Source organism: Cyclobacterium sediminis, assembly GCF_054781075.1.
Map to the genome: position 1 here is coordinate 1053726 of NZ_BAAGVC010000003.1, position 24175 is coordinate 1077900.

General features: G+C 40.5%; 18 protein-coding genes. 11 read left to right on the top strand and 7 right to left on the bottom strand.

Annotated elements, in window-relative coordinates; genetic code table 11:
- Window positions 1-323: 323 nt before the first annotated feature.
- Window positions 324-1478 (bottom strand): DUF4221 family protein, encoded by a 1155-nt coding sequence (locus ACYVHJ_RS06680; RefSeq protein WP_460513424.1) that lies wholly within the window; start codon window positions 1476-1478, stop codon window positions 324-326.
- 247 nt (window positions 1479-1725) lie between these two features.
- Here ACYVHJ_RS06680 and ACYVHJ_RS06685 point away from each other — a divergent pair, with 247 nt between their 5' ends.
- The 6 genes from ACYVHJ_RS06685 to ACYVHJ_RS06710 all read left to right on the top strand — a co-directional run bounded on the left by ACYVHJ_RS06685 (window position 1726) and on the right by ACYVHJ_RS06710 (window position 12346).
- The gene (locus tag ACYVHJ_RS06685) at window positions 1726-2964 is read left to right on the top strand and encodes a mandelate racemase/muconate lactonizing enzyme family protein (protein ID WP_460513427.1); all 1239 of its coding nucleotides are present in this window, start codon (window positions 1726-1728) and stop codon (window positions 2962-2964) included.
- 1220 nt (window positions 2965-4184) lie between these two features.
- Window positions 4185-7316, top strand: a complete 3132-nt coding sequence (locus ACYVHJ_RS06690; protein WP_460513428.1) for a SusC/RagA family TonB-linked outer membrane protein — start codon at window positions 4185-4187, stop codon at window positions 7314-7316.
- Between the two features lie 4 nt (window positions 7317-7320).
- Window positions 7321-8859 carry a RagB/SusD family nutrient uptake outer membrane protein gene (locus ACYVHJ_RS06695; RefSeq protein ID WP_460513430.1) on the top strand — a complete coding sequence of 513 codons (1539 nt, stop codon included), beginning with the start codon at window positions 7321-7323 and terminating at the stop codon, window positions 8857-8859.
- Between the two features lie 288 nt (window positions 8860-9147).
- Window positions 9148-10416, top strand: a complete 1269-nt coding sequence (gene dgoD / locus ACYVHJ_RS06700) for a galactonate dehydratase (RefSeq protein ID WP_460513432.1) — start codon at window positions 9148-9150, stop codon at window positions 10414-10416.
- A 53-nt stretch (window positions 10417-10469) separates the two neighbouring features.
- On the top strand, window positions 10470-11816 hold the full coding sequence (locus ACYVHJ_RS06705) for an enolase C-terminal domain-like protein (protein ID WP_339901341.1): 1347 nt from the start codon (window positions 10470-10472) through the stop codon (window positions 11814-11816).
- A gap of 170 nt (window positions 11817-11986) precedes the next feature.
- On the top strand, window positions 11987-12346 hold the full coding sequence (locus ACYVHJ_RS06710) for a four helix bundle protein (protein ID WP_460513435.1): 360 nt from the start codon (window positions 11987-11989) through the stop codon (window positions 12344-12346).
- Window positions 12347-12473: 127 nt separating this feature from the next.
- On the opposite strand, the gene ACYVHJ_RS06715 is transcribed toward ACYVHJ_RS06710, so the two are convergent.
- Window positions 12474-13982: a sulfatase family protein gene (locus tag ACYVHJ_RS06715; protein ID WP_460513437.1), complete on the bottom strand. Its 1509-nt coding sequence runs from the start codon at window positions 13980-13982 to the stop codon at window positions 12474-12476.
- Between the two features lie 191 nt (window positions 13983-14173).
- Here ACYVHJ_RS06715 and truA point away from each other — a divergent pair, with 191 nt between their 5' ends.
- From truA to ACYVHJ_RS06740, 5 genes are all read left to right on the top strand, one after another.
- Complete coding sequence (gene truA, locus ACYVHJ_RS06720) at window positions 14174-14968, top strand: tRNA pseudouridine synthase A (RefSeq protein WP_460513439.1); 795 nt, start codon at window positions 14174-14176, stop codon at window positions 14966-14968.
- A gap of 186 nt (window positions 14969-15154) precedes the next feature.
- Window positions 15155-15676 carry a DUF4494 domain-containing protein gene (locus tag ACYVHJ_RS06725; protein ID WP_339901349.1) on the top strand — a complete coding sequence of 174 codons (522 nt, stop codon included), beginning with the start codon at window positions 15155-15157 and terminating at the stop codon, window positions 15674-15676.
- Between the two features lie 411 nt (window positions 15677-16087).
- The gene (locus ACYVHJ_RS06730) at window positions 16088-16783 is read left to right on the top strand and encodes a hypothetical protein (protein WP_460513441.1); all 696 of its coding nucleotides are present in this window, start codon (window positions 16088-16090) and stop codon (window positions 16781-16783) included.
- A 231-nt stretch (window positions 16784-17014) separates the two neighbouring features.
- A complete protein-coding gene (locus ACYVHJ_RS06735) occupies window positions 17015-18358 on the top strand; it encodes an MFS transporter (RefSeq protein ID WP_460513443.1) in 1344 nt (447 codons plus the stop codon).
- On the top strand, window positions 18351-19232 hold the full coding sequence (locus ACYVHJ_RS06740) for a carbohydrate kinase family protein (RefSeq protein ID WP_339901356.1): 882 nt from the start codon (window positions 18351-18353) through the stop codon (window positions 19230-19232). Before ACYVHJ_RS06735 ends, ACYVHJ_RS06740 begins: the two co-directional genes overlap by 8 nt.
- Window positions 19233-19389: 157 nt before the next feature.
- On the opposite strand, the gene ACYVHJ_RS06745 is transcribed toward ACYVHJ_RS06740, so the two are convergent.
- The 5 genes from ACYVHJ_RS06745 to ACYVHJ_RS06765 all read right to left on the bottom strand — a co-directional run bounded on the left by ACYVHJ_RS06745 (window position 19390) and on the right by ACYVHJ_RS06765 (window position 24163).
- On the bottom strand, window positions 19390-19974 hold the full coding sequence (locus ACYVHJ_RS06745) for a porin family protein (RefSeq protein ID WP_460513446.1): 585 nt from the start codon (window positions 19972-19974) through the stop codon (window positions 19390-19392).
- Between the two features lie 322 nt (window positions 19975-20296).
- Complete coding sequence (locus tag ACYVHJ_RS06750) at window positions 20297-21367, bottom strand: alanine racemase (protein WP_460513448.1); 1071 nt, start codon at window positions 21365-21367, stop codon at window positions 20297-20299.
- Window position 21368: 1 nt separating this feature from the next.
- Window positions 21369-21809 (bottom strand): GNAT family N-acetyltransferase, encoded by a 441-nt coding sequence (locus tag ACYVHJ_RS06755; RefSeq protein WP_339901362.1) that lies wholly within the window; start codon window positions 21807-21809, stop codon window positions 21369-21371.
- Window positions 21810-21827: 18 nt separating this feature from the next.
- Complete coding sequence (locus ACYVHJ_RS06760; RefSeq protein WP_339901364.1) at window positions 21828-23252, bottom strand: sodium:solute symporter family protein; 1425 nt, start codon at window positions 23250-23252, stop codon at window positions 21828-21830.
- 161 nt (window positions 23253-23413) lie between these two features.
- Window positions 23414-24163: a succinate dehydrogenase/fumarate reductase iron-sulfur subunit gene (locus ACYVHJ_RS06765; protein ID WP_339901366.1), complete on the bottom strand. Its 750-nt coding sequence runs from the start codon at window positions 24161-24163 to the stop codon at window positions 23414-23416.
- Window positions 24164-24175 lie beyond the last annotated feature (12 nt).

Below are 24175 nucleotides of genomic sequence, written 5' to 3' on the forward strand. Positions count from 1 at the left end.
TAAGTGAATTGGAGGACAATGCTAATAACTTCGACCTACCCTTTCCTTCGGTTTCGCTTATTAAGGCACTTTCATAATAAAAATAAAATGTTTTAATTCAATGACATACAACTTCAAATCCCCCTACCCCCTTGCCAAGGGGGAGTTGCGACAAAAGGTATTTTATTCGGAATTGGTAGAATTCAACCGGAGCAGATAAAATTTAGCCTCAAAAACGTATTCGCCAACATTGGAAAGCCCAGAATCCCCCTTCTTAAGGGGGTGCAGTGCCTGTCCCGACAGAGTCGGGAGGGATTTAAACGGGCTTCCGCCAAATTTTACTTTTACTCCTTTTCAAACCTGACCACCAGAAACCTAAAAACTCCCTCATCATAATCAGGGTGGAAAAGATTATTTCTAGAGAGGTACAAGCCATCTTCCCTAACAAAAAAATTTCTTCCTACATAAACTTCGAAAGTGTCAAAAGTATGTTCCGCCAATATATTTAGGTCTTTGTCTAAAACCATAATACCGGTATAGGGACGGTAATAATTCAAATGGTTTAAGTCTTCATCAGAGGCCTCCGGATCATATTCCACTGCCGGAGTGGTGATTCTATAAAAAACATCCCTAAAAGGATCATAGATCAGGGCACCATATTGGTCATACTTTATCCTATTTTCCAAAGCCGCCCTGTGATTAGGTGCCAATTCCTCTACATAAAGAAAATCATTGACTGTTTCAGATTTAACCTCTTTTCTATGGACAACCTTACCCGATTTCGTGTCAAAAACCTGTATTTCATGGTCATACAAGGCCGCAATATAAATTTTATCTCCTCTTTTTACCCAGGAATACCCACTGCCTTTTTTGCCCTTGTCCCAATAATCTTCCCGGTAAAAAACATTGTACCACTGCACGGTATCCTCTAATATATCATAACTGTAAACCAGTTGGTGTTTTTGAATGTCCGCCTTATCCATGTCATGGTACTTCATAAAAAGTGGCTGCGCACCATATACCTTATTACCTATTTGGTAAAGTGGGGTTTCCAAGGAAACACCTATATGGGAAATAGGGAAAAGCTCATTATGAATGGGTTTCCTTAACTGAACCTCTCCTTCCAAGTTAATTAAAACGATTTTTTGAGGGGCATAATTGACCAGCCAGATAGAGTCTTCAGCCATGAGTACTCCACCTGAAAAAGGCTTGACACTATTGGGTCCATCCATATGCAAGGGGACTTCCTTCAGCAATTCCCCTTCAGGATAGGAATAAAACTGGTATATTTTTTTAAAATAATTGTATATAAATAGTTGAGATCCCGAATCAGTTTCCAAAAACTGAATATGCCCCGGATTGATAGGCACCAGGCTGTCTGTTTCAAAAGTAATTTCATCCACCACTTTTAATTTCAACTCTCCTTTTTCATTGTTATTTTGGCAGGAAAAAAAGAGGAGACTAAGTACCGAACAATAATAAAACAGACTCCACTTCATAAAAGGCTTGGCTAAGAACATGCTTAAAACTAAACAAATAATTACCGCTTCCCAATAAACCGCTCCCTTTTATCCTGGAGAAGAGAATATTTGTTGGGCAATATTCATTAGTGTCTAATTTTAATTTCAATTGCTCCGGATTCCCCCCAACCAACCGATGAAAACTTAATTTAACTGATAGCATTTGCATTATTAAAATTTAATTAGAAGATTAGGCAGTTCAAAAGCAAAAAACCCTCCCTTAACCATGGAAAGAAGACAATTTTTAAAGATTGGTGGCCTGAGTTCCGTCGCCTTATTTTCCGGAATACCTTTTTCAAGTCACGCACGTTCCGATTTCAAAATCAAAAAAATCCGTTATTATGCAGCTCCCGGATACAACAAGCCACTCTTTAACCAGGCAAGAGGCATTGTGGAAATAGAAACCGATTCCGGATTGATTGGAATAGGTGAAGGGGGCACTCCCGACATGGTCAAACAATGTGCTGAAATGCTCATTGGAGAAGACCCTTTCAGAATCGAACACCTGTGGCAATACCTCTATCGTGGGATGTTTTATCCCCCGGGCCGTGAGAAGCTTCATGGAGTCGGCGCCATAGAAATGGCCCTCTGGGACCTTAAAGGCAAAGCTTTGGGCGTTCCTGTTTATGAGCTACTGGGCGGAAAAACCCGTAATTATGTAGAATGCTATGCCACTGGATTTCGCAAAAGCAAAGCCAGCACCATGGAAGGCCAGGCGCAGGACTGTCTTGAGGCAGGCCTAAGGTGTTATAGAATTGGCCCCACCGGAGGAAATGGAGCCACCCCGTTTGATTTTTACGAAAACAGCAAAAAAACCATAGAAACCTGCCAGCGATTAGACAAAGCTGTGGGTGGAAGCGGCAATTGGGCCATTGACCTCCACACCCGCTTTGACACCACAGAGGCCATAAAAATCTGTGATGCGTTGGAAGAATTGGAACCCTATTTCGTAGAAGACATCATCAGGTCTGAAAATCCCGAGGTTTACAAAACCATCAGAAACATGACCAAAGTCCCTATTGCCGTGGGAGAACAATTCGGGGATCGCTGGGACAGCAATGTATTGATGGAAAACCACCTGATCGATTACAGCAGGGTCACCCTACCCAATACGGGAGGAATTTCCGAATTAAAGAAAATAATAGCCATTGGGGAAACCCACTACGTAGGCATCATTCCGCACTTTACCGGGCCACTGTCTACGGCCGCACTGGTACATGTTTTGGGATCATCCAGCCCCACCCGATGCATGATAGAGCTGGCAGGTGGTGAACCTGAGAAACCCGATTATTTCAACGAAGATTTTATTGATTTCAGAGATGGAAAAGTCCACCTCAACGACCGCCCGGGACTTGGCGTGATTTTCTCACCTGAAAAAGCCAACTTATTGTTTGAGGTAACCAAAAACACTGAATTTACCCATCCTTATCTAAAAAGCCCTGATGGTGCCATTCACAATTGGTAGAAGATATTTTAGTAATCTAAGATCCTATGGAAAGCTTAACGTTAAAATTTAATGATTACAAAAACCCTTAGGGGGTCATTTTTGTAGCCTAGGCTGTGAAGCCCTGGTCAAAACGGTAGACACAACCTGATTTTGGCGGTATTGTTGCTTTTTTTTCCGCAACAATGCTGACAAAATCACAACCTAAGTTTCATGCATTAACGGTATTGGAATTCAACATCAATTGTTATCGCTCGACATTACTCCCCCAGAGTTGCTACGCTTCAAGGCAGGCCCTGAGTGAGTTAAAAATCAGGAAAGGCTCTGAGTTGCTACAGGGCAGGCTTACTACAAAAACGAACCAAAAAATCAAGGCTGTATGTAAATCTTAACGCAAAATGAATCACTCTTTGGCTAAACAAAAAAAACTCGGCCGAAAAGGCCTCAAACAGATTTTTGTTTTTGACACCATTGAGCAATCCATTTTACTAATTTCCATAAGGCCAATAAAAGTAAATAGAATTGAACAAGCTTAGGCAACTAAAATCATATAGGCTAGCTATTTAACCTTACATAGAACTCATTTTCGCTTGACACTACTCTCTATGGTAATATTGAAGGCAAAGCCTAACAAATCCCCAAACCCCATAGGGGTGGCATTTTTGTAGCCAAGGCTGTTAAGCTTTGGTAAAAACGATAAGCATGATACGATTTTGGCGGTATTGTTGCTTTTTTTCCGCAACAATGCTGACAAAATCACTTGCGCCTATAGTTATCCAAATTTCTACCTGTATTAAATATTTTCTTAGATTCTATACAAAAGACACCTTACCAAACAGGACTTAAATACTAGTCATTTATTAAAATTTTTTAGATGATAAAATCAATTGTATTAAAAAAATGTACCAAAACATTTTAACAAGGTATTCACCTATTATTCAAACCATTTCATTTATTTTTTAACCATTTGACAAAATATTTACGCATTATATAAAATTTAAACAATATGAAATTGATATATATAATGATTAATAATATATTGGGTAAACAATAAATAAAGTATTAAAGTCAATAATGGTAATAATTGAAATATTTAAACACTTTTGGTCTTAATTTATTTACCAATTTTAATTTTAAAATTATTTTAAATCAATTAATTAGTATTTAAATACTATTTTTAATTATTCAACCCATTGCTGTGCTTAATTACTTTATATCACTAACCCAAAATAACCTTAGTTATGAAAAACAAAGTAATTTTGCTTTTTCTCACCATGATTTGGTATGGCCAAATCTACGCACAAAACAACAGCATCAGTGGCACAGTGAGAGATGCCAGCGACGAACCCCTCCCCGGAGTAAGTATCATCATTAGCGGAACATCACAAGGTACCGTCACAGACATTGACGGGAAGTACAGCTTAAGCGCTCCACCAAATGCAACCCTTATTTTTTCCTACATTGGCCACCAGCCCCAAACCATCGAAGTTCGAAACAGAAGCCAAATAGATGTGATGCTAAATTCCAGCGATATTGGTTTGGAAGAAGTGGTAGTAACCGCACTGGGAATTAAAAGAGAAGCCAAAACCCTCGGGTTTTCTACAACCACGGTAGATGGCGAACTCATTTCAGACAACCGAACCCCTAATTTTGCAGACGCCCTTCAAGGTAAGGTTGCCGGGGTAAACATCTCCTCCATGTCTACCGGCCCTGGAGGCACAAGCAAAATCCGGATTAGGGGACAATCTTCCTTTAGTGGTCAAAACAACCCCTTGATAGTCATCAATGGCGTACCCATGGACAATTCGAATTACTCTCTGGGAGGAAATTACGGCAATCGACAAATGAACAATTCAGATGGAGGAGATGGACTTTTGAGCATCAACCCGGACGACATCGAAACCTTGACCGTACTAAAAGGGGCAACCGCCGCAGCCTTGTACGGATCTCGGGCAAAAGACGGGGTCATCATGATCACCACAAAAAGCAAAAACGCAAGCAAAGGCCTGGGAGTAGAAATCAACTCCAATTTCACTACAGACACTCCACTTGATTTTACTGATTTCCAATACGAATACGGACAAGGTGAAGGAGGTGTCCGACCAACCAGCGCCTACCCTACTTCCGGGGTTTGGAGCTTTGGTGAAAAATTTGAACCGGGTATGACTCAGATTTTATTTGACAATGAGGAATGGCCTTACGAACCAGTATACGATCGGATCAGCCAATTTTACAATGTAGGCACCAACTGGACCAACACAGTAACTGTAGCCAACAGTGGGGAAAATGGCGGCTTTAGTCTTTCCTTTGCCAATACTAACAATAACAGCATTGTCCCCAACTCAGAGTTGAACAGAAAAACGATCAATTTAGGCTTTTCTCAAAACATAACAGACAAGCTGGTGGCCTCTGGAAACGCCAATTACTCCCATGAAGCCAACCAAAATCCACCTCAGGTAAATGCCCAGGATTTTTCTACCGCCACCGTTATCATGACCCTGGCCAATTCCATGCCTTTTGAAGCTTTGCGAAACAATATCACCCATCCCAATGGAGACGAGGTGGTGATGGCTAGGTTTCTGGTAAGAAACAATCCTTACTATTCCACCTCCAAACGATTTGACAATGTAAAAAGAGACCGACTTATCGGCAACGTTTCTCTAAACTATCAATTTACACCCTGGCTTTATGCCATGGGGCGTCTTTCCATGGATTTTTACGTCAGAGACAATGATTATAACACACCCAATGGCTACGCTCCCATACCCCCTGCTCCTGCAGGCTTTGTAAACGGGAGTTTCACCCAAGACACCAGAAGGTTTCGGGAAACCAACCATGACTTCTTGATTGGCGCCAACCGAACCTTTGGCAATTTTAATATAGACCTGACCATGGGCGGAAACCAACGCTTTGTAAGAATGGACTACAATAGTGTGGCTGTCAAGGACTTTGTCATTCCCGACTTATACACAGTCATGAATGGCCGTGTAAAAGACCCATTGTACAGCCTTTCGGAAAGGAAAATCAACTCCCTGTATGGTCTGGGAGAATTTTCATACAAGGAGTGGCTCTTTCTTAACCTAACAGCCAGAAACGATTGGTTTTCCACTTTGGCTCCTGCCAATAGAAGCATCATGTACCCTTCTGTGGCGACCAGCTTTGTGTTTTCCCAAGCCTTCCAAAACCTTCCGGAATGGCTATATTTCGGTAAACTCAGAATGGCATATGCAGAAGTGGGCGATGACAACGTCTCCCCCTATTCCAACGCCTTGTTTTATGCCGTAGACAACAATCTTTTCCCAAACCCTGATGGCCTTCCATCTCCTCTTGGAAGAGTCAATGCCAGCACCGTTCCCAATACCAACTTAAAACCACTGAGAGTGCAGGAAACTGAAATTGGCATGGAACTCCGGTTATTTGACGAAAAACTAAACTTGGATTTTGCCTATTACCATAAAATCACCAATGACCAAATCCTTGCTACCCAAATCTCAGATGCATCCAGCTTTACCAATCAACTGGTAAATATCGGTCGAAGCATGAACAAAGGATTGGAAGTTTTGGTCTCGGGCGCACCTATTCGATCAGAAAAATTCCGATGGGATGTAAGTGTAAACACCACTTACAACACTTCCGAAGTTTTGCAACTCGGGTTAACTGAGGCCGACACCATGATTACGGTAAGCTCAGGGGGCGGGCGGATACTCAGGCAAGTGGTAGGTCAACCCATAGGCCAAATCTACACCTTTACCTATCTTCGGGATGATCAGGGAAGAATGGTTTTTGACGAAAACAGTGGCCGCCCCCTTAGAAATGACGAACCGCAAAACATGGGTTCTGTACTTCCCAAATACTACGGTGGTATTTCCAATTCTTTCACTTATAAAGGATTAAGCCTGTACACCCTTATTGATTTTAAATTGGGCCACAAAATGATCGCCGGGAGAAATCAAAATTACCTGCGCCATGGCCTTCACAAAAACACCCTCAATGGCAGGGATCAAGGCTATGTAGTAGGTGATGGTGTCAATCCTAATGGAGAGATCAACACCACCCAATCTTTGATTCAACCCTTCTACGAAACCACCAATGTGCTGGGAATTAACGAAGACTGGGTAAGCAATGCCGGGTTTTGGAAGCTTCGACAGGTATCCTTGAGCTATGACTTTAGCAAACACTTGCCAGAAAACCTGTTTATCAAGCAGCTGCGCCTAAGCGGGGTAGCCAACAATGTATTGATCCTTAAGAAATGGACCCAAAACATGGATCCAGAAAATGTATCGGTCACCTCAGACAATGCCAATGGCATGGATTTTTGGCCTGCATTGCCACCAACCAGAAGTTTAGGATTTAATCTAAACGTAAAATTTTAAAACCATGAAAAAGCTAACAAAATATATTTTGAGCCTGATAATGGCTGTAGGATTTTTCAGTTGTGATGAGAAATTTGATGAAATCAACACCAATCTGGTAGATCCTACTTCTTTAAACCCAGTTTTTCTATTGAATCAGGGGATCTTAGACATGCGCTATAGAGATGGTGTAAGTTCTTTGCAGGACCTTTCCTACAATTTTGGGATTGTTCAACAAATCATCACCCCCTTTGGTAGCTCCCTAGCCGGAGCCAATTACAACCAACTGAACCTGGCCCGCTCCCAACATATCTGGCAAAACACCTACCGCAACGTACTAAAAAACACGGTGGATGCAGTAGAGAAAAGTAAGGAGGCCTCTGAAGACACCAACCTTTACCATTCTGCCAGAATATGGAAAGCCTATGCCTATATGGTTTTGACAGACTCTTATGGCGACATCCCCTACTTTGAAGGGGCCAAAGGATTCATCGAACAGATTGTGACACCAAAATACGATAGCCAAGAAACCATCTATATGGACATTCTAAAAGAATTGGAAGAAGCTACAGCCGGACTAGATCCCAACAACCCCTCTTCCTCTAGTGAAATTCTCTATGGAGGAGACCCATTGAAATGGAAAAAATTCGGCTATTCGCTGATGTTACGCGCAGCCATGCGCTTGACCAAAGTTGACCCCTCCACTGCACAAACTTACGTTTCAAAGGCCGTGGCCGGAGGCTTAATCTCCTCCAATGGGGAGAATGCCATCCTGCGCAACACATCCGTCTTCAATAATTATATAGGTGTTCATCTTGGTGCAAGGGAAAAAGCCAACTATTACCTTACCGAACCCTTTGTAGACCACCTCAAAAATAATGAAGATCCCAGGTTGGAATCCATTGCTATCAGACATGTGGGCGCAACAAACGGCCCAAGCCAAACCATTGATCGGATCACCCGTGACCCCGACTTACAGATAGGCATGCCCATGGGACATGATGACGTTTCCATCAATAGCGTATTGGATGAAAACGGAGTGGTGAGTCTTTGGGATTTCTCCCAAGCAAATATTTATACGGTGTTGAAAGTGGACTCCCCACAGTTTTTTCTCACCTATGCCCAAAACCAATTGCTATTGGCTGAGGCTGCCATCCGAGGGTGGGTGCAAGGTGATGCTGCAAGTTATTATGAAGCCGGGATTAGGGCCAATATGGAGCAAATGGCCATGTACGATGCAGCTGCTTCAATTTCAGAATCCGCCATCAACAGTTATATTTCCAACCATCCTCTGGTAACTGAAATGGCACTGGAGCAAATCAACACAGAGTATTGGATAGCTTCTTTTCTCGATGGCTCTGAATTATTCGCGAATTTCAGGAGAAGTGGCTACCCTACCTTGGAGCCCAATCCCTATGCAGGTTCTGAAATCACTGGAGATTTTATCCGAAGCATGCCATACCCTGATTCAGAAACGGTCGTCAATCGATCTAATTTACAGGAAGCCATCAGCAGACAAGGCCCCAACAACTTAGACAGAAGAGTTTGGTGGGACCAACCTTAAGCATTTAGGCGTACTTGCCAATAAAAGGCAGGTGCGCCTAACTAATTTTTCTGAAAATTAAATTTATTCCATAGAAGGTTTTTAATAGTTTAAATTGTACACTAAATTTTAACTTTCTTTTTCACTTTAAAACACGTCAAAAAAAGAAGATTAATTAGGTATTCAGGTTAACCACAAAACACAAAAATTAAACATGCTGTTCTTTTTTTGATACCTACGACTTTAAGCAACCTTTGGATAAAACAATTAATCTAAGTCATAAAAACGCAAACAACAACCCAATAATCGATGAAAAAAACTAAAAAAAAGGTGACACGAAAACCTGCCGGAGCTCAAGTGAGCAGGAGAAATGCCATACAGTCTGTATTAGGGCTGGCAGGAACAGGCCTTCTTCTCCCACTTTCTTCTTACGCAGAAAAACCAAGTCCAACCTCCTTTAAAGAAGGAGAGGTAAGAATCACCAAACTGGAAACATTTTTAGTAAAACCACGCTGGATTTTCCTCAAAATTCACACGGACGCAGGTGTGGTAGGGTTAGGTGAACCACTTTTAGAAGGCCGTGCCCTCACCATCCAAACCGCCATTAAGGAGCTGGAACCTTACCTGATTGGCAAGGACCCAAGGCGTGTGGTGCATCATTGGCAGGCAATTTACCGCCATGCTTTTTACAGAGGAGGCCCAATTTTAACCTCAGCACTTAGCGGCATAGACCATGCATTATGGGACATCAAAGGAAAACTCCTGGGCGTACCTGTTTATGAACTTTTTGGAGGCCCTACGCGAGATCGGGTAAGGATTTACGGTAGGGCCTCCAACGCTGAAGACATGAAAAAAAGAAAACAGGAAGGCTATACCGTCATCAAAACAGGGGTTGCTAAAAAACAGCCTGCAAGGATTGTAGAGAACCCTGCATTTATTCAATATGCTGCTGATAATTTCGCTTCACTTAGGGAAGCGGGAGGACCTGAGATGGACATAGGGATAGATTTTCATGGCTCCATTTCCCCACAGACTGCCAAGGTGCTCATCAAAGAATTGGAACAATATCAGCCCATGTTTGTAGAAGAGCCCTGCCAAGCACAAAATGTGGATGTGATGGCAGAAATTGCCAGAGGGACCCATCTCCCTATCGCCACAGGGGAAAGGATATTCACAAAGTGGGGTTTTCGGGAAATTTTAGAAAAAGGAGCTGCTGCCATCGTTCAGCCGGATCTCTGCCATGCCGGAGGACTTACCGAAGGCAGGTTAATTGCCGGAATGGCAGAAGCTTATTATGCCGCCATCGCACCCCACAATCCTATGGGTCCCATCTCCTTAGCTTGCGGGTTGCATTTGGCTGCGAGTGTCCCCAATTTCCTTGTGCAAGAGCAAGTTACTTTAGGTGAAGGTTATTTAAAAACTCCATTCAAACTGGAATCTGATGGGACAGTGCTTATACCCAAAGGTCCCGGCTTAGGAATAGAACTAGATGAAGACGCTTTGGCAGACAAAATAGGCCATGACTGGACCAACCCTCAATCCTATGATCCTAGAGACGGATCAGTAGTGGACTGGTAATCTATCATTATCCATAAAAATAAGACAAACTCAAATCAGACCATCAATAAAAAATGAAAGAAAAGGAAAACAATACCAGAAGGAATTTACTGAAAGGGTTGGGACTGGGCACCATGGCCGGAATGTTAGGCATGTACCCAAAGGCCAAGGCTGCCACTGAAAAAGAAAAACCTGCTTACCTAAATGGTTTACCTCCATTAAAGATTACCAATGTAAAGGCCATTGGTCTTGCCCCCAGCGGGTCTAATTTAATTGTCATCAAAGTAGAAACCTCAGAGCCCGGTCTTTATGGCTTGGGCTGTGCCACATTTACGCAGAGGGCATTTGCAGTGATCACTGCCATTGAGAAATACCTCAAGGATTTTTGTGTAGGAAAGGATGTTGACAATATAGAGGACATGTGGCAGGCTGCCTTTGTAAGCTCCTACTGGCGCAATGGCCCGGTACTTAACAACGCCATCAGCGGACTTGACCAGGCTTTGTGGGACATAAAGGGCAAGCGGGCCAATATGCCCGTTTACCAATTACTGGGAGGAAAATGCAGGTTTGCCATTCCATGTTACACCCATGCCAGTGGCAACACCCCCGAAGAAGCAGCCAACCAGGTTTCCTCTTATATGGAAGAAGGGTATCGCTATGTAAGGATCCAGCAAGGAGGTTATGGAGGTGCAGGCATATCCGGTGAACCAGACTTTAAAAAGCAAGGATTTGCTAGGGATACCGATCAATACATGGATCAGGGAAAATACAGGAAAGATGTTCCTAAGTTATTTGAAACCGTAAGAAGGCAATGTGGAGAGGAAGTAGAGTTGTTGCATGACATTCACGAGAGGCTAGATCCGATTGATGCCATCAATGTAGTGAAAAGTGTGGAGCCCTACCATCCGTTTTTTATTGAAGATCCATTCTCTCCGGAGCAGATGGAATGGTTCAAACAATTGAGAAATGCCACTACCGTTCCTTTAGCCATGGGTGAACTTTTCAACAATATCAACGAGTTTAAGGAGCCCATGACCAACAGATTGTTTGACTATATTCGAATTCATATTTCGCAGATTGGCGGTATTACACCAGCCATGAAAGTGGCTAGATTGGGTGAGTTTTATGGCATCAAAACAGCTTGGCATGGACCGGGGGATGTTTCTCCTGTCGGTCATGCAGCCAATGCACATATTGATTTGGCCATTTGGAATTTTGGAATACAGGAAGCCGCCAGAATATCTGATTTATCCAGAGAAATATTCCCGGGATCCCCAACCATGAAAGATGGCTATATGTGGGTAAACGAAGTGCCCGGTCTCGGTGTGGACATCAATGAAAAACTTGCTGCCAAATACCCCATGCATACCAATTCAAGATGGACAGTCAGGAAGTTTGATGGGACGATTATTAGGCCTTAAGAAGGAGAAGGTATGTGGTGATCTGTGATTGGGTGATAAAGTGATCGGTGATAGGGTAACGAGAATAAATCTCACCACATCACTTGATCACCACATCACTTGATCACCACATCACCACATCACCACATCACTACATCACCACATCACCACATCACCACATCAAATTTACCATGAAACAGGAAGATTTCAATGAAATATTCAGGGACCGAACCAAAATCTTGGCTTTACAGATAATAACTTTATTGGGTAAACTTAAGCACAGCGATGCCTTAGGGGTAATAAGAAAGCAATTGATTAGATCAGTAACCGCCACTGCCGCCAACTTTAGAGCTGTCTGCAGGGCAAGGTCTGAGAGAGAACGCTTCGCTAAACTTTGCATAGTGGTTGAAGAAGCCGATGAAACCTTATTCTGGATAGAGATGATCACAGAAGCAGGATTTATTTCCAAAGAAAAAATGACAGAAAGCTATAAAGAAGCCGAAGAAATCCTCAAAGTGATGGCCTCCTACAGAAAAAAGTTAAAAGGATAAAACAGTAATGGAATGGACGTGTGAGAGCAATCGAATGATCAAGCGAGAACTACATCACCCCATCACCAAATCACTCCATCACCCTATCACCACATCACAAAATCCCCAAATCCCCCATCACCTCACCTCACCTAAAATACCCCCTATTTACCCTTACTTCTTCCAATAAAGGATCGTTTATTTCTCTCATTTTATCCAATATTTTTTGATGTAAAACAGCAACTATCTCTTTCACCGCTTCTCTATTATCATGGATAAGATTAATATTTTCTTCAGGATCTAGGGCAATGTGATACAATTCATCCCGGCTAGGGTCCATAAAATCCCTCACCAATTTCCACTCTGGGGTTCGATAACTCCTCAGAAAAGAAGTTGCATAGTTTACCATGCTGTATTCTGCATAAAAATCATTGTCCCAGTCAACTACTTCTTCCCCTTTAATCAAAGGCAGCAAACTTCGACCCCTGAGTAGATGCTCTGAAGAAGATGGGAGTTCCACTCCTGCCATCTCAAGTAATGTTGGATAAATATCCAAGACAGAAATGGTCTGATCAACTTTTCTCCCAGCTTTAGCTACCCCTTTCCAATACACAATGGCCGGTATTTTTAAAGAATTATCGAAAAGATTGGGTCGATAGCCTTCGTTAATGTTCTCGGTTTTCTTTGGGATGGTTTTGGTAATCCACTTCCCGTTCCCTTTATGCTCTATACCATTGTGTCCCATATTGTAACCATGGTCAGACATAAAAATCACAATGGTATTGTCCATGATTCCTTTTTCTTCCAAAGCGGCAATCAGCCTACCCACATTCCTATCCATCCCCGCAGTACTAGCCAGGTATTCCTTCATGCGCCTTTTGGCTTTTTCAATGTTTAAATCAGGGTAGTTTGGATTAGGAAGCACAGGGTCTAAATTTTCAAAAGGTACCCAATCTTCCTCAGCCACCGGCAACCATTGACTGTGAGGTGCTCTAGTATTGTAGCATAAAAGAAAAGGATTCTCTGATTTATTCTTTATAAATGAAATGGCATGATCTGCCAAAATATCAGTGGTCAGTCCCTGAACGGTCTTCAATTTACCCTCAATCTCAAGTTCAGGGTCTACAGGACTGGCACCACCACCCGTAAGTCCCATAAAAAAATCAAACCCATGATTCTTAGGGTGAAACTTTTCTCCTTCTTCCGAAGACCAATCTCCCAGGTGCCACTTCCCTATCAAGCCGGTGTGATATCCGGATTTTTGTAACTTTTCTGCAAAAGTTATGCTGCTAGGATCCAAACCAGCATTTACATTGGGATCATATTTTAGCTTGCTATGATTAGGGCTTACAATAAAATCCAAAATATTGTATTCGCTTGCATAGCGACCTGTCATGATACTTGTCCGCGAGGGACTACAAACAGGTGTGGTCGTAAAAGCATTTAAAAAAGTCACTCCTTCTGCTGCCAATTTATCAATATTGGGAGTGTAGGCATTGGGATCTCCTGAGGCGCCAAAAGCCCAAGGAGCTTGGTCATCGGTTAATATAAATAATATATTGGGCCGCTCATCTTTGTTTTGGAAGGGATAAACTTCCTGAACGTTCAACAACAGATAACAAACAGCACCTATAATCTTAATAACTTTGGAATTCATTCTTAACCTATTATTTTTTTTGATCCTTCTCTCACCGAATGGGAATGTGTATTTTCCCAAAAACTAAAACAATTTCAATTTAGTGATATAAAAACACAAACCCTCTCCTCAACCCATCGAGGGTACTATGTAAAAAAAAATCCTTTCGAAACCATTTTGGCATTTACTCCTTCAATTTATAGCTTTGCAGCATGCAGACCAAGCCTTTTAAATACTTATTCAGGATTCAATATTTAGGCCTCCGTTATCATGGATGGCAGGTCCAAAAAGGAGTTAAGACAATTCAGGGCACCTTAGAAAAAACTTTCCGTTATGTACTGCAACATGAAAACTTTAAAATATTAGGATCAAGCCGGACAGACGCAGGGGTTTCTTGTTTAAATGGGGCTTTTGAATTGTTTTTACCAAATACAGTAGATCCAAATAGCTTGGTAGACCCATTGAACGATATCTTGCCGGCAGACATTAGAATTATAGAAGGGTTCGAAAGCAACTATGACTTCAATGTAATTCAAGATGTGAGCAACAAAACATATGGCTACTATTTTACTTTTGGTCCAAAACCACATCCTATGTTTGCCGGTTCAGTGGCTTATGCCGGCAAATCATTGGATTTAAATATTATGAATGAAGGTGCAGCGCTATTTAAGGGGACACATGATTTCAGGAGGTTCTGCAGCCAAGGAAAAAATACGCATGATTTTATAAGAAAAATTACCTACTCCCAAATTGATGGCCCACCGGAGGATTATGCTTTCCTTCCAAAGGAAAATAGTAAAGTTTTTAGGGTTAAAGGCAGCGGATTTCTAATGCATCAGGTAAGAAGGATGGCTGCATGCCTTGTCTCTTTAGGAAAAGGTGAAATAAAACTGAACGATATTGAGGAGGCGCTTATCAGTTCGGCAAAAACTCCTTTTAGTGCCAAAGCTCCTGCCAACGGCTTAATTTTAGAAAAAGTATCTTTTGTTGGTGACAAATTTGAATAAATCGCAAAGAAAAGATTAGATAAACCAAGGCATAAATAGTTGGTCTTATATAATGGCCCCTTTAAGGGAATTATAAAAAGACATGACTATTAATTCCAGTAATTTCTCGGATTTTTTGCAAAGGTTTTTTTGTTTTTAGGATTTCAGATTACCTTCGTAACTTCATCGTAAAGAAGAAATACAGATATGAGAACATGGTTTTTGTGTAAGGTAAAGTATGCCAAAGAAAATGAAGAGGGACTTCTCAAGAATGTCTCAGAACAATATTTGGTGGATGCGGTTTCATTTACAGAAGCTGAGGCTAGAATATACGATATGCTTGGCAGTGTCATCAGAGGGGATTTCCAAGTAACAAGTATCAGCAAAAGTAATATTGTTGATGTATTTTTCTTTGATGATGTGGACGTATGGCACAAATGTAAGATTACTTATATAGTGACTGACGCAGACAGCGGCAAGGAGAAAAAAGTGACGCAGTACATGCTGGTCACTGCACATAATGTCAAAGAGGCCTACGATCGTATTTATGAAAGCCTAAACAATATGCTTGTAAGTTTCAATGTCCCTGATATTTCAGAAAGTCCCATTGTAGAGATTTTTCCCTATGAAAAAGATGACGAGGAACTAAATCCTGCTATCCCTGATAATTTAAAGCCACTTTCGGAAGTGGAAGAAAGCAGTGAGAAAGTAGAAGAAAACCAATCTTAATAATTACATTAAACCTTAATGGCTTAATGGACCCCTGATAAAAATCCACCTATTATGTCATAAAAAAGCACAAACCGAGGAGGCTTTAGCCTTACCTCGGTTTTTTTTTCTTTACAAGCTCATTCCCCTGATTTTTTTTTATTTAGCTGGCCATCAGGTTATACTAGTAAATTTCCCCTAAGAGGATTTCATTCTTGCAACCCCACTTTCTATATACTTAAGGAAAAATAAATTACTTTAAACACCTATTTTAATAAGCTTATCGATCTATTTCGAGTAAATTATCGTAATTAATAAATGACTTGAAAATTAAAAATCAAAATGTTTTTACCTAATGCGAAATACATTTTGCTTTATATATTTAGAAGTTATTAGTAACTTGTCGGGAGTATATTGAAAAAGTTCGATTTTATGAAAAGTTTTGTATCATTTTTAATTTGCATCTTTTTATTGTCTGTAAACCCAATTTTAGCCCAAGATAACCGAACAGATAGAATAGGTGTTGGCGTTGGACCATCTTTTATGTATGGGGACAATACGGGGGTTCACAGTAAGTTTAAATTTAAGGTTCTACCTGCCCTTTCTCTTGATTACCAAAAAAAGATCAATGCTTATTTTGATGTTAAAGGTACCATAGGTTGGCAATTGGTAAACAGTGGCGACCATTATAATCAAGAACAAATAGATATTATCGCAGCAGACAATCAACCGCATGCTTTTTCCGGCAGTGTTTTTTTTGGAGATATAATGCCTATATATCATTTTAACCCGAATTTAAGCGGTTACATCCCTTCTTTAATTAAAGTGTACAGTGGTCTGGGCTTAGGGTACATCTATTCTAGTCGGACAGATGAAAGGCTCATTCTTAATGACCCTCAGAGACGTACTGAAAGTTATAAGGCATCTGATTCAGGAATCTACATTCCATTTAGGATTGGGGCTTTCAAAGACCTCCAATCTGATGCTGACATTGGCCTAGAAGCTACCTTTATTTACAGCCCTTTTAGTGAACTTGATGGAAATGATCTTCAGCAAAAACGGGTCAGTGCAGATATGCTGATGCAATTTCAGTTTTATTATAGAATACATATTGGGCGGAGGTATTAACTGAGGTCCTTTTGACATCGGATTCCCTGTAAAACGGAGATCAAAAACTAGCTTTCCCCATAATTAAAACATGGTTCTTAAGTAAGCCTCACCTTACTTGTCTCTTTTTTTTGATGCCTAATAAAACAATTATGATATATTAATCCCTACTTGCTAAACTTAAAATCAAATATATTTTTTAAAAAGCCCATATCTTTCTAGATTTAAAAAATCTTCACACCCCGATAACCTATGAAAATTAATAGTTATGTTTTGTTTCTCTCCCTAGTAGCAGCCTTGGGAGGGTTTTTATTTGGTTTTGATACTGCTGTAATTTCCGGTGCAGAAAGACAGATTCAAGAATTATGGTCATTGAGTGACTGGAGTCATGGATTAGCCATAGCTATTGCACTGTACGGTACTGTTATAGGTGCTTTATTTGGAGGAATACCCGCCGACAAATATGGAAGAAAAACATCGCTGATTTGGATCGGAATACTCTTTTTTGTTTCGGCATTAGGTTCAGCCATCGCACCTGAAATATATTCATTTATGTTCTTCAGATTTATTGGAGGATTAGGAGTTGGGGCCTCATCAGTTGTGGCCCCTATGTACATTAGTGAAATATCTCCAGCTAAAAACAGAGGACAATTGGTAGCTTTGTACCAGTTTAATCTTGTTTTCGGAATTTTGATGGCCTATTTATCTAATTACTTAATTGATTTAAATATTGAAACCAATAGCTGGAGGTGGATGTTGGGCATGGAAGCTATACCGGCCTTAATCTACACCTTATTGGTGTTTAGGGTACCTTTGAGTCCTCGGTGGTTAATTGCCAAAAAAGATGATTTCGAAAATGCTGAAAGAATTTTAAAGCGAACAGATCCTGAAGGTGTTGAAGAGGCGGTGCGACTTGCCATAGAAGAGAAAAAACTCAACAGAGCTCAAGTAGGTTTTATGGCACTGTTCAATAGAAAATACATTAAAATTACTATGCTGGCAATTCTCATTGCTTTATTTAACCAGTTGTCCGGCATCAATGCCATTATCTATTTTGCTCCAAGAATTTTTGACATGGCAGGAATCAGTGCAGAAAGCGCATTATTGTCCACTGTAGGTATTGGTGTAACTAATATTATCGCTACCATGTTGGGGCTTTTCTTAATTGATAGAATTGGAAGAAAAAAATTAATGTACATTGGCTCTTTCGGTTATATTATATCCTTACTCCTTATTGCCTATTCATTTTCGGGTGCTCAAATTAATAATACCTTCTTGCCCATTTTTGTATTTATGTTTATCGCCTCCCATGCCGTTGGTCAGGGAGCAGTTATATGGGTATTTATTTCGGAAATTTTTCCTAACGAACTTAGAGCCCACGGACAATCAATGGGATGCTTTACGCATTGGATACTAGCTGCAATCATCGCTAATGTCTTCCCACTCATGGCTAATCAATTTGGCCCGGTAGTGATTTTTGGATTCTTTGCCTTTATGATGGTACTACAGTTATTATGGGTATTTACCAAAATGCCAGAAACAAAAGGTCGATCCCTAGAAGAGATTCAACAAGAATTTATAAAAGAAAATGGTTAAAAAAATAATCTGCTTTGGCGAAATGTTGTGGGATGTCTTTCCTAAAGAAAGCATTGCGGGAGGAGCACCTATGAATGTTGCCTTACACTTACAACATCTTGGATTGGATGTAAAAATGATCTCCAAAATAGGGGATGATAAATCCGGACGTAAATTACTATCCTTTATAGAAAAATTTGGAATGTCAGAAGATTTGATCCAAATAGATAATGAATTTCCTACAGGAAGTGTACTTATCAATGACGAGGATAAAGAGAATATTAAATATGAAATTGTAAAACCGGTAGCTTGGGACCATATACAATGGAATCAGCAAATTGACAGAGAAAGCAGAATTGTCGATGCTGTTGTTTTTGGCTCTCTCGCTGCAAGGGACGAAGAAAGCCGACAAACGCTATTTAAAATTCTGGATTCTCCGGTTTTGAAAATTTTGGACATCAACCTACGCCCACCCTTTTATACAGCAGACTTGCTTGATAAGCTATTAACGAAAGCGGATATTCTCAAAATAAATGAAGATGAACTTACACTTTTGGCTAATTTTTACGACCTACCCAATCAAATGGATGGTGCTTTAGAAAAGCTAAGTGAGCTATTTTCGTTTGAATTGGTTTGCATCACTTTAGGAAGTAATGGGGCCGCTATCTATCAAGACGGAGAAATCATCAAACATCCCGGTTATCCTGTTAGTGTAAAAGATACTGTAGGCTCAGGGGATGCTTTTCTAGCAGGCTTTATCTATAAATACCTTAGCAAAGAGTCTCTGGAAAAAACCTTGGATTTCGCTTGTGCTTTGGGTGCTTTGGTGGCTACATTTAATGGTGGAACACCACAATATAAGGCCGAAGATATCCGGTCAATAATGGATATGTAAGAGACAACCCCCCGAAGATAAATTAACGGGGGGTTATTTTCTAAGATACCAAAACCTAAAACAAATGGAAATAATGACGCTAATCCATTTAACCCAATGATGGGATCAGGTGTATTGTTAGGGATTTATGACAATAAGTAACAGCAATTTCGTAATCTTAGAAACTAATTCCTGCAGATAATTTAAACCCTCTGTTGTAAACAGATGCATCTGAATCTTTAAATACAGGGTTTATACCAAAATCATAACTTGCTTGTAAATTAAAGCCTTTAGGTAAGTTATATCCCACACCTACTACCACCGCTGCATCGAAATCATTGATATTATCCGTGTCCCATCCATAGGTATTACCTAAAGCGTCTGCCTCAAAGCTTGAGCCTACCAATACTGAAGCCTGTGGGCCAAAAAACAAATTCACCCCATCTGTAGCATAAATCCTAAACAACACCGGCAACTCTACATAGTCTAAAACAGCGCGGGAATTGACCATGTCATCATTTTGGGTACCTTTTACCGAATAGTACAAACCCGGCTCGATGGAAAACCTTTCTGAAACAAAACCATTTCCATAAAAGCCTGCATGAAAACCAACTCGATTATTGTAATCATTGCTATTTACATCCGATCCTCCCCATGTAAACAAATTTGCTCCCCCTCTAAGACCAAATCCAGAATTGCTCTGGCCGTGAACTGCAACTGTTCCTATTAATAATAGTGATAATAATAATCCTAGATTTTTCATAGTTATATAATAATTGGTTTAGATCATCTTAAACCAATTCTATGCCAAAGCGCATGTTTCACTTTATTCACTTAAGGAAGGGTAAATTCTGATCGTCAAACATCCGGCGATTAAGAATGGAATTAAAAAATTGAAATCAGCCGTATCAGTAATAAATATATAGGAACAGATAAAAAATCAACGACAACTATAAAAATATTATTCCCTGTAGAGCAAGGATACAAATGAAAGAAGACACCCAGGTATATATAAAAAAAGTTTCTTAGCTATTAGATTCGTTGAGGGTGAATAACGAATCGCAACAACTAAGAAACTGTTCCAATTAAACTACTCTTTTTTCTATATAGCTAGAGTTTAGGATGGCGAGTGCCCCCATGTATTTCAGCTGAAACTTAATCAAGTCACCAACCTTGTATTTTTTGGGATTTTCTCCAAGATTAATAATAATCATATCTGAACTCGCTCCTAAAATCTCAAAGGCGCCATCGTCGGGCATGAGGTATTTGGGATCTACATCTAAAAGTCCCAAATCCAAAATGGCTCTATAGGAAGATTTTCCATATAATGATTCATCAATTTCTGTAACCTCACCTTGAGGATTGGATGCCAGGGTTCCTGTGGGAAGCAAAGGCTTCTCCTGCATTTCAATAATCTCAGCAAAGAGTTCGAATACATTCCCATGCATTCCATCAATCGTTTTTTCCTCCACCAAGTCTACACCAAAATAAAGCGTTTCACCAATCCTAAAATGATTAACTCCTTTAGGCAATTGCTTGCGCAGCATAAGTGGAATGGTAACTGAGGTTCCCGCTGACACCCAGGGAATCTTTTTATTGAATTTCAACTCAATAATTTGCTTGTAGAGAGATAGCTGAATCAATTTATCTGCAGAAGGAAGCACGCCATTCAAGCAGTTCAAATTGGTTCCCAATCCGATAATCTCAAGATTTGGAAGGTCAAAAACTTTGGCATAAAAATCCAGCAGATGGTCTCCCATCACTCCTTCCCGAAGATCCCCTGTTTCTACCATGATGATGATTTTATGGCTCTTTTTCTGCTTGACAGCCTCCTCACTTATCCACCGAATGGTATTAAGCTCACTGTTTAGGCTGACATCCGCATACCTAACCACATCTCCAAGATTTCTTTTTGAGGGTGGCTTGATATAAACAGTCTGAACATCAGCATTTAATTCTTTCACTTTGGCCAGGTTACTAATTCGGGAATCGTGGATTTCACTGGCCCCCATGTCTATTAGCTCCTGCAAGTACATTCTATTTCCACAAAGAATTTTAGACACTACACCCCATGACACTTCATTAGCATCAAATTCTTTCTTTAGAAATTCAAAGTTTGATTTGAGCTTATCCCTGTATAGATTTAAATATGCCATATTATTTTTTCAACCTCATTTCCAGGTATTTGTTAGTAAAGCCAAGTTTTTCATAGAGAATTTTTGCCGGATTATCCGGTTCAACATGTAGCGCAATATCACCATGTGCCATATCAATGGCTGTTTTCATCAGTTTTTTACCTACTCCTTTTCCTCTCTGTGAAGCGTCTACGGCTATATAAACAAGAATATTTTCGGGGATATATCCCGACATACCGGTTTTATTAACGATCACCGCACCAACTATTTTACCCTCTTCCCTAGCTAAAACTGTAAAACCGCCTTTATCTCCGGCCTGATCTAGTGCATAATCCAGACATCGCATAATGTCATTTTTTGGATCACCATATTGCTCTAGGTGCTCAAATAAGAAGTCGGCAATTTCATTTTTCTGCAAGTAAGTGGCATTGTCTATGGCCGATAGGGTTTCTAAGGTAATCATTTATGTTCTGTATTTAAATTAAATTTTATGTAATCTTTTATCGAACCTAAAAACAAGCAAAAACACTGCTAAAGATGCAAAAACGCCAAAAAAGTTAGGATCAAGACCAAATGGCAGGGTCAATTTTAACAAAGAGAGCACCGCCGTGGTTCCTCCCCCTATAATCATTGAAGTCAAAGCCGCTTTTGGAGAGCGCATGTTCCAAAAAAGACCTGCAATGATTGGCACAAAAAGGCCTGAAACCATAAAGGCATAAGAATACAACATGAGCTCTAGTACATTGGTCATTTGTAGCGCAATAACAAGTGCTACCACGCCTATCAAGAGGGTAAACAACTGGCTAATTCGCATCACAAATTTATCCTCTTTGGTTTTGAGTATTTTCCCAAATATGTCGGTGGTCAGATTTCCGGAAGCAGCCATCAAACATGAGTCTGCGGTAGAAAGTACTGCTGAAAAATATGCAGACATCATCAACCCCATTATTCCGGGAGGTAAAACAGTGCTTAAAAGAATGGGTAAGCCCATCTCCGGATCTAAAGTTTCCAAACTCTCTACAATCAACCCTTGTTCGAATGCAACCTTGGCTAAAAGCCCTAAGGACACTCCCATAAAGGCCATGATAGGCCATTCAAATAATCCGGCTATAAACCATGCTTTTTTGGCAGACTTTTCATCTTCACTTGCAAATATCCTTTGATACAAAGTCATCCCAACAAACCAAATAGGCAAAATGGTAATCCCCCAATTGGCAAAGTCTTGCCAGCTCAAATTGGTGAGGGAAAAATATTCATCCGGCAATGTACTTCTGATGGCATCCCATCCACCGACATGGAAATAAGATATAGGTAGTCCTATAAAAATAAATCCCGCCATTAAAACTATCCATTGAACAGTATCGGTATAAATCACCGCTTTTAACCCACCAAGAACTGTATATACAACCGCTATGATGCCCATAATAAGTAGGGCCATATTTAAATCCAAGGTAGGAAAGGTTCCCGAAGCCAATTTCGCTCCGGCTAGCAATTGGGAGGAAGTAAATCCCAGATAGCCAACAAAAGAAATAATGGCAGCCGCAATCCCCACCTTCTTATCAAATAAATATTGGAAAATTTGAGGCAAAGTATAGAAATTCTCAAAGGCAGGATTGGATCTCACTTTTGGTATCAACAGAACAGCGGCCATCCAGGCCCCTAAAAGGCCTGTAAAGAGCATCCAGCTACCGGATAAACCCATCATAAAACCCAAGCCTCCCAACCCCACAGAAAAGCCCCCTCCAACATCAGTGGCAACTACTGAGAGCCCGATGTGCCAGCTTCCAATATTCCGCCCTCCTACATAGTAGTCATCCTGGCCAGTATTCTTTCGCATAAAGTAAAAGCCTACACCAAGCATTAAAATCATGTAGACAATGAAAATAGATAAATCTATAAGTGACATTTAAATTTGGTTGTTTGATTAATAGCCCTCCATAGATAAAATAAATACTTACAATTCCTAATGTCTTCGTCTGGAATTGCAAGCATTTATCATTAACTAACCATGGATAGGCAAAAAAAAAGACCGGGAGCCCGGTCTTTCATATAATATTTTAGAGAATTTTAGCTTTTATCTGTACTGACAGAAGCAGCAAAATACTCTCTATTCATTCTAGCTATATTACTCAAGTCAATTTCTTTAGGACATTCGGCCGAGCAGGCACCCGTATTGGTACATGCGCCAAATCCTTCTTCGTCCATCTGAGCGACCATTTTTTCTGCACGTTCCCGCTTTTCAACTTTTCCCTGAGGCAATAGCGCCAATTGAGAAACTTTGGCAGAGACAAACAACATGGCAGAAGCATTTTTACAAGCTGCCACACAGGCTCCACAACCGATACAGGTAGCCGAATCAAAAGCCTCGTCCGCAATAATTTTTGGAATAGGAATCTCATTGGCATCAGGTACTCCACCGGTATTTACCGAAACATAGCCTCCTGACTGTATGATTCTATCAAAAGAACCTCTATCTACAACCAAATCTTTAATGATAGGGAAAGCATTGGCTCTCCATGGCTCTATCGTGATGGTATCTCCATCTTTAAAAGAGCGCATGTGTAATTGACAGGTAGTGGTCTGAGTGGGCCCATGAGGCTGTCCATTGATATACAGTGAACACATTCCACAGATACCTTCCCTACAGTCATGATCAAAATGAACAGGGTCATCTCCCTTTTCTGAAAGGTCTTCATTCAGAACGTCTAACATTTCTAAGAAAGACATATCTGCAGAAATTCCACTTAACTTATATTCTTTAAAACCCCCTTTATCAGATGGGTTTTGTTGCCTCCACACTTTTAATGTAAGATTCATATTATGATGAAT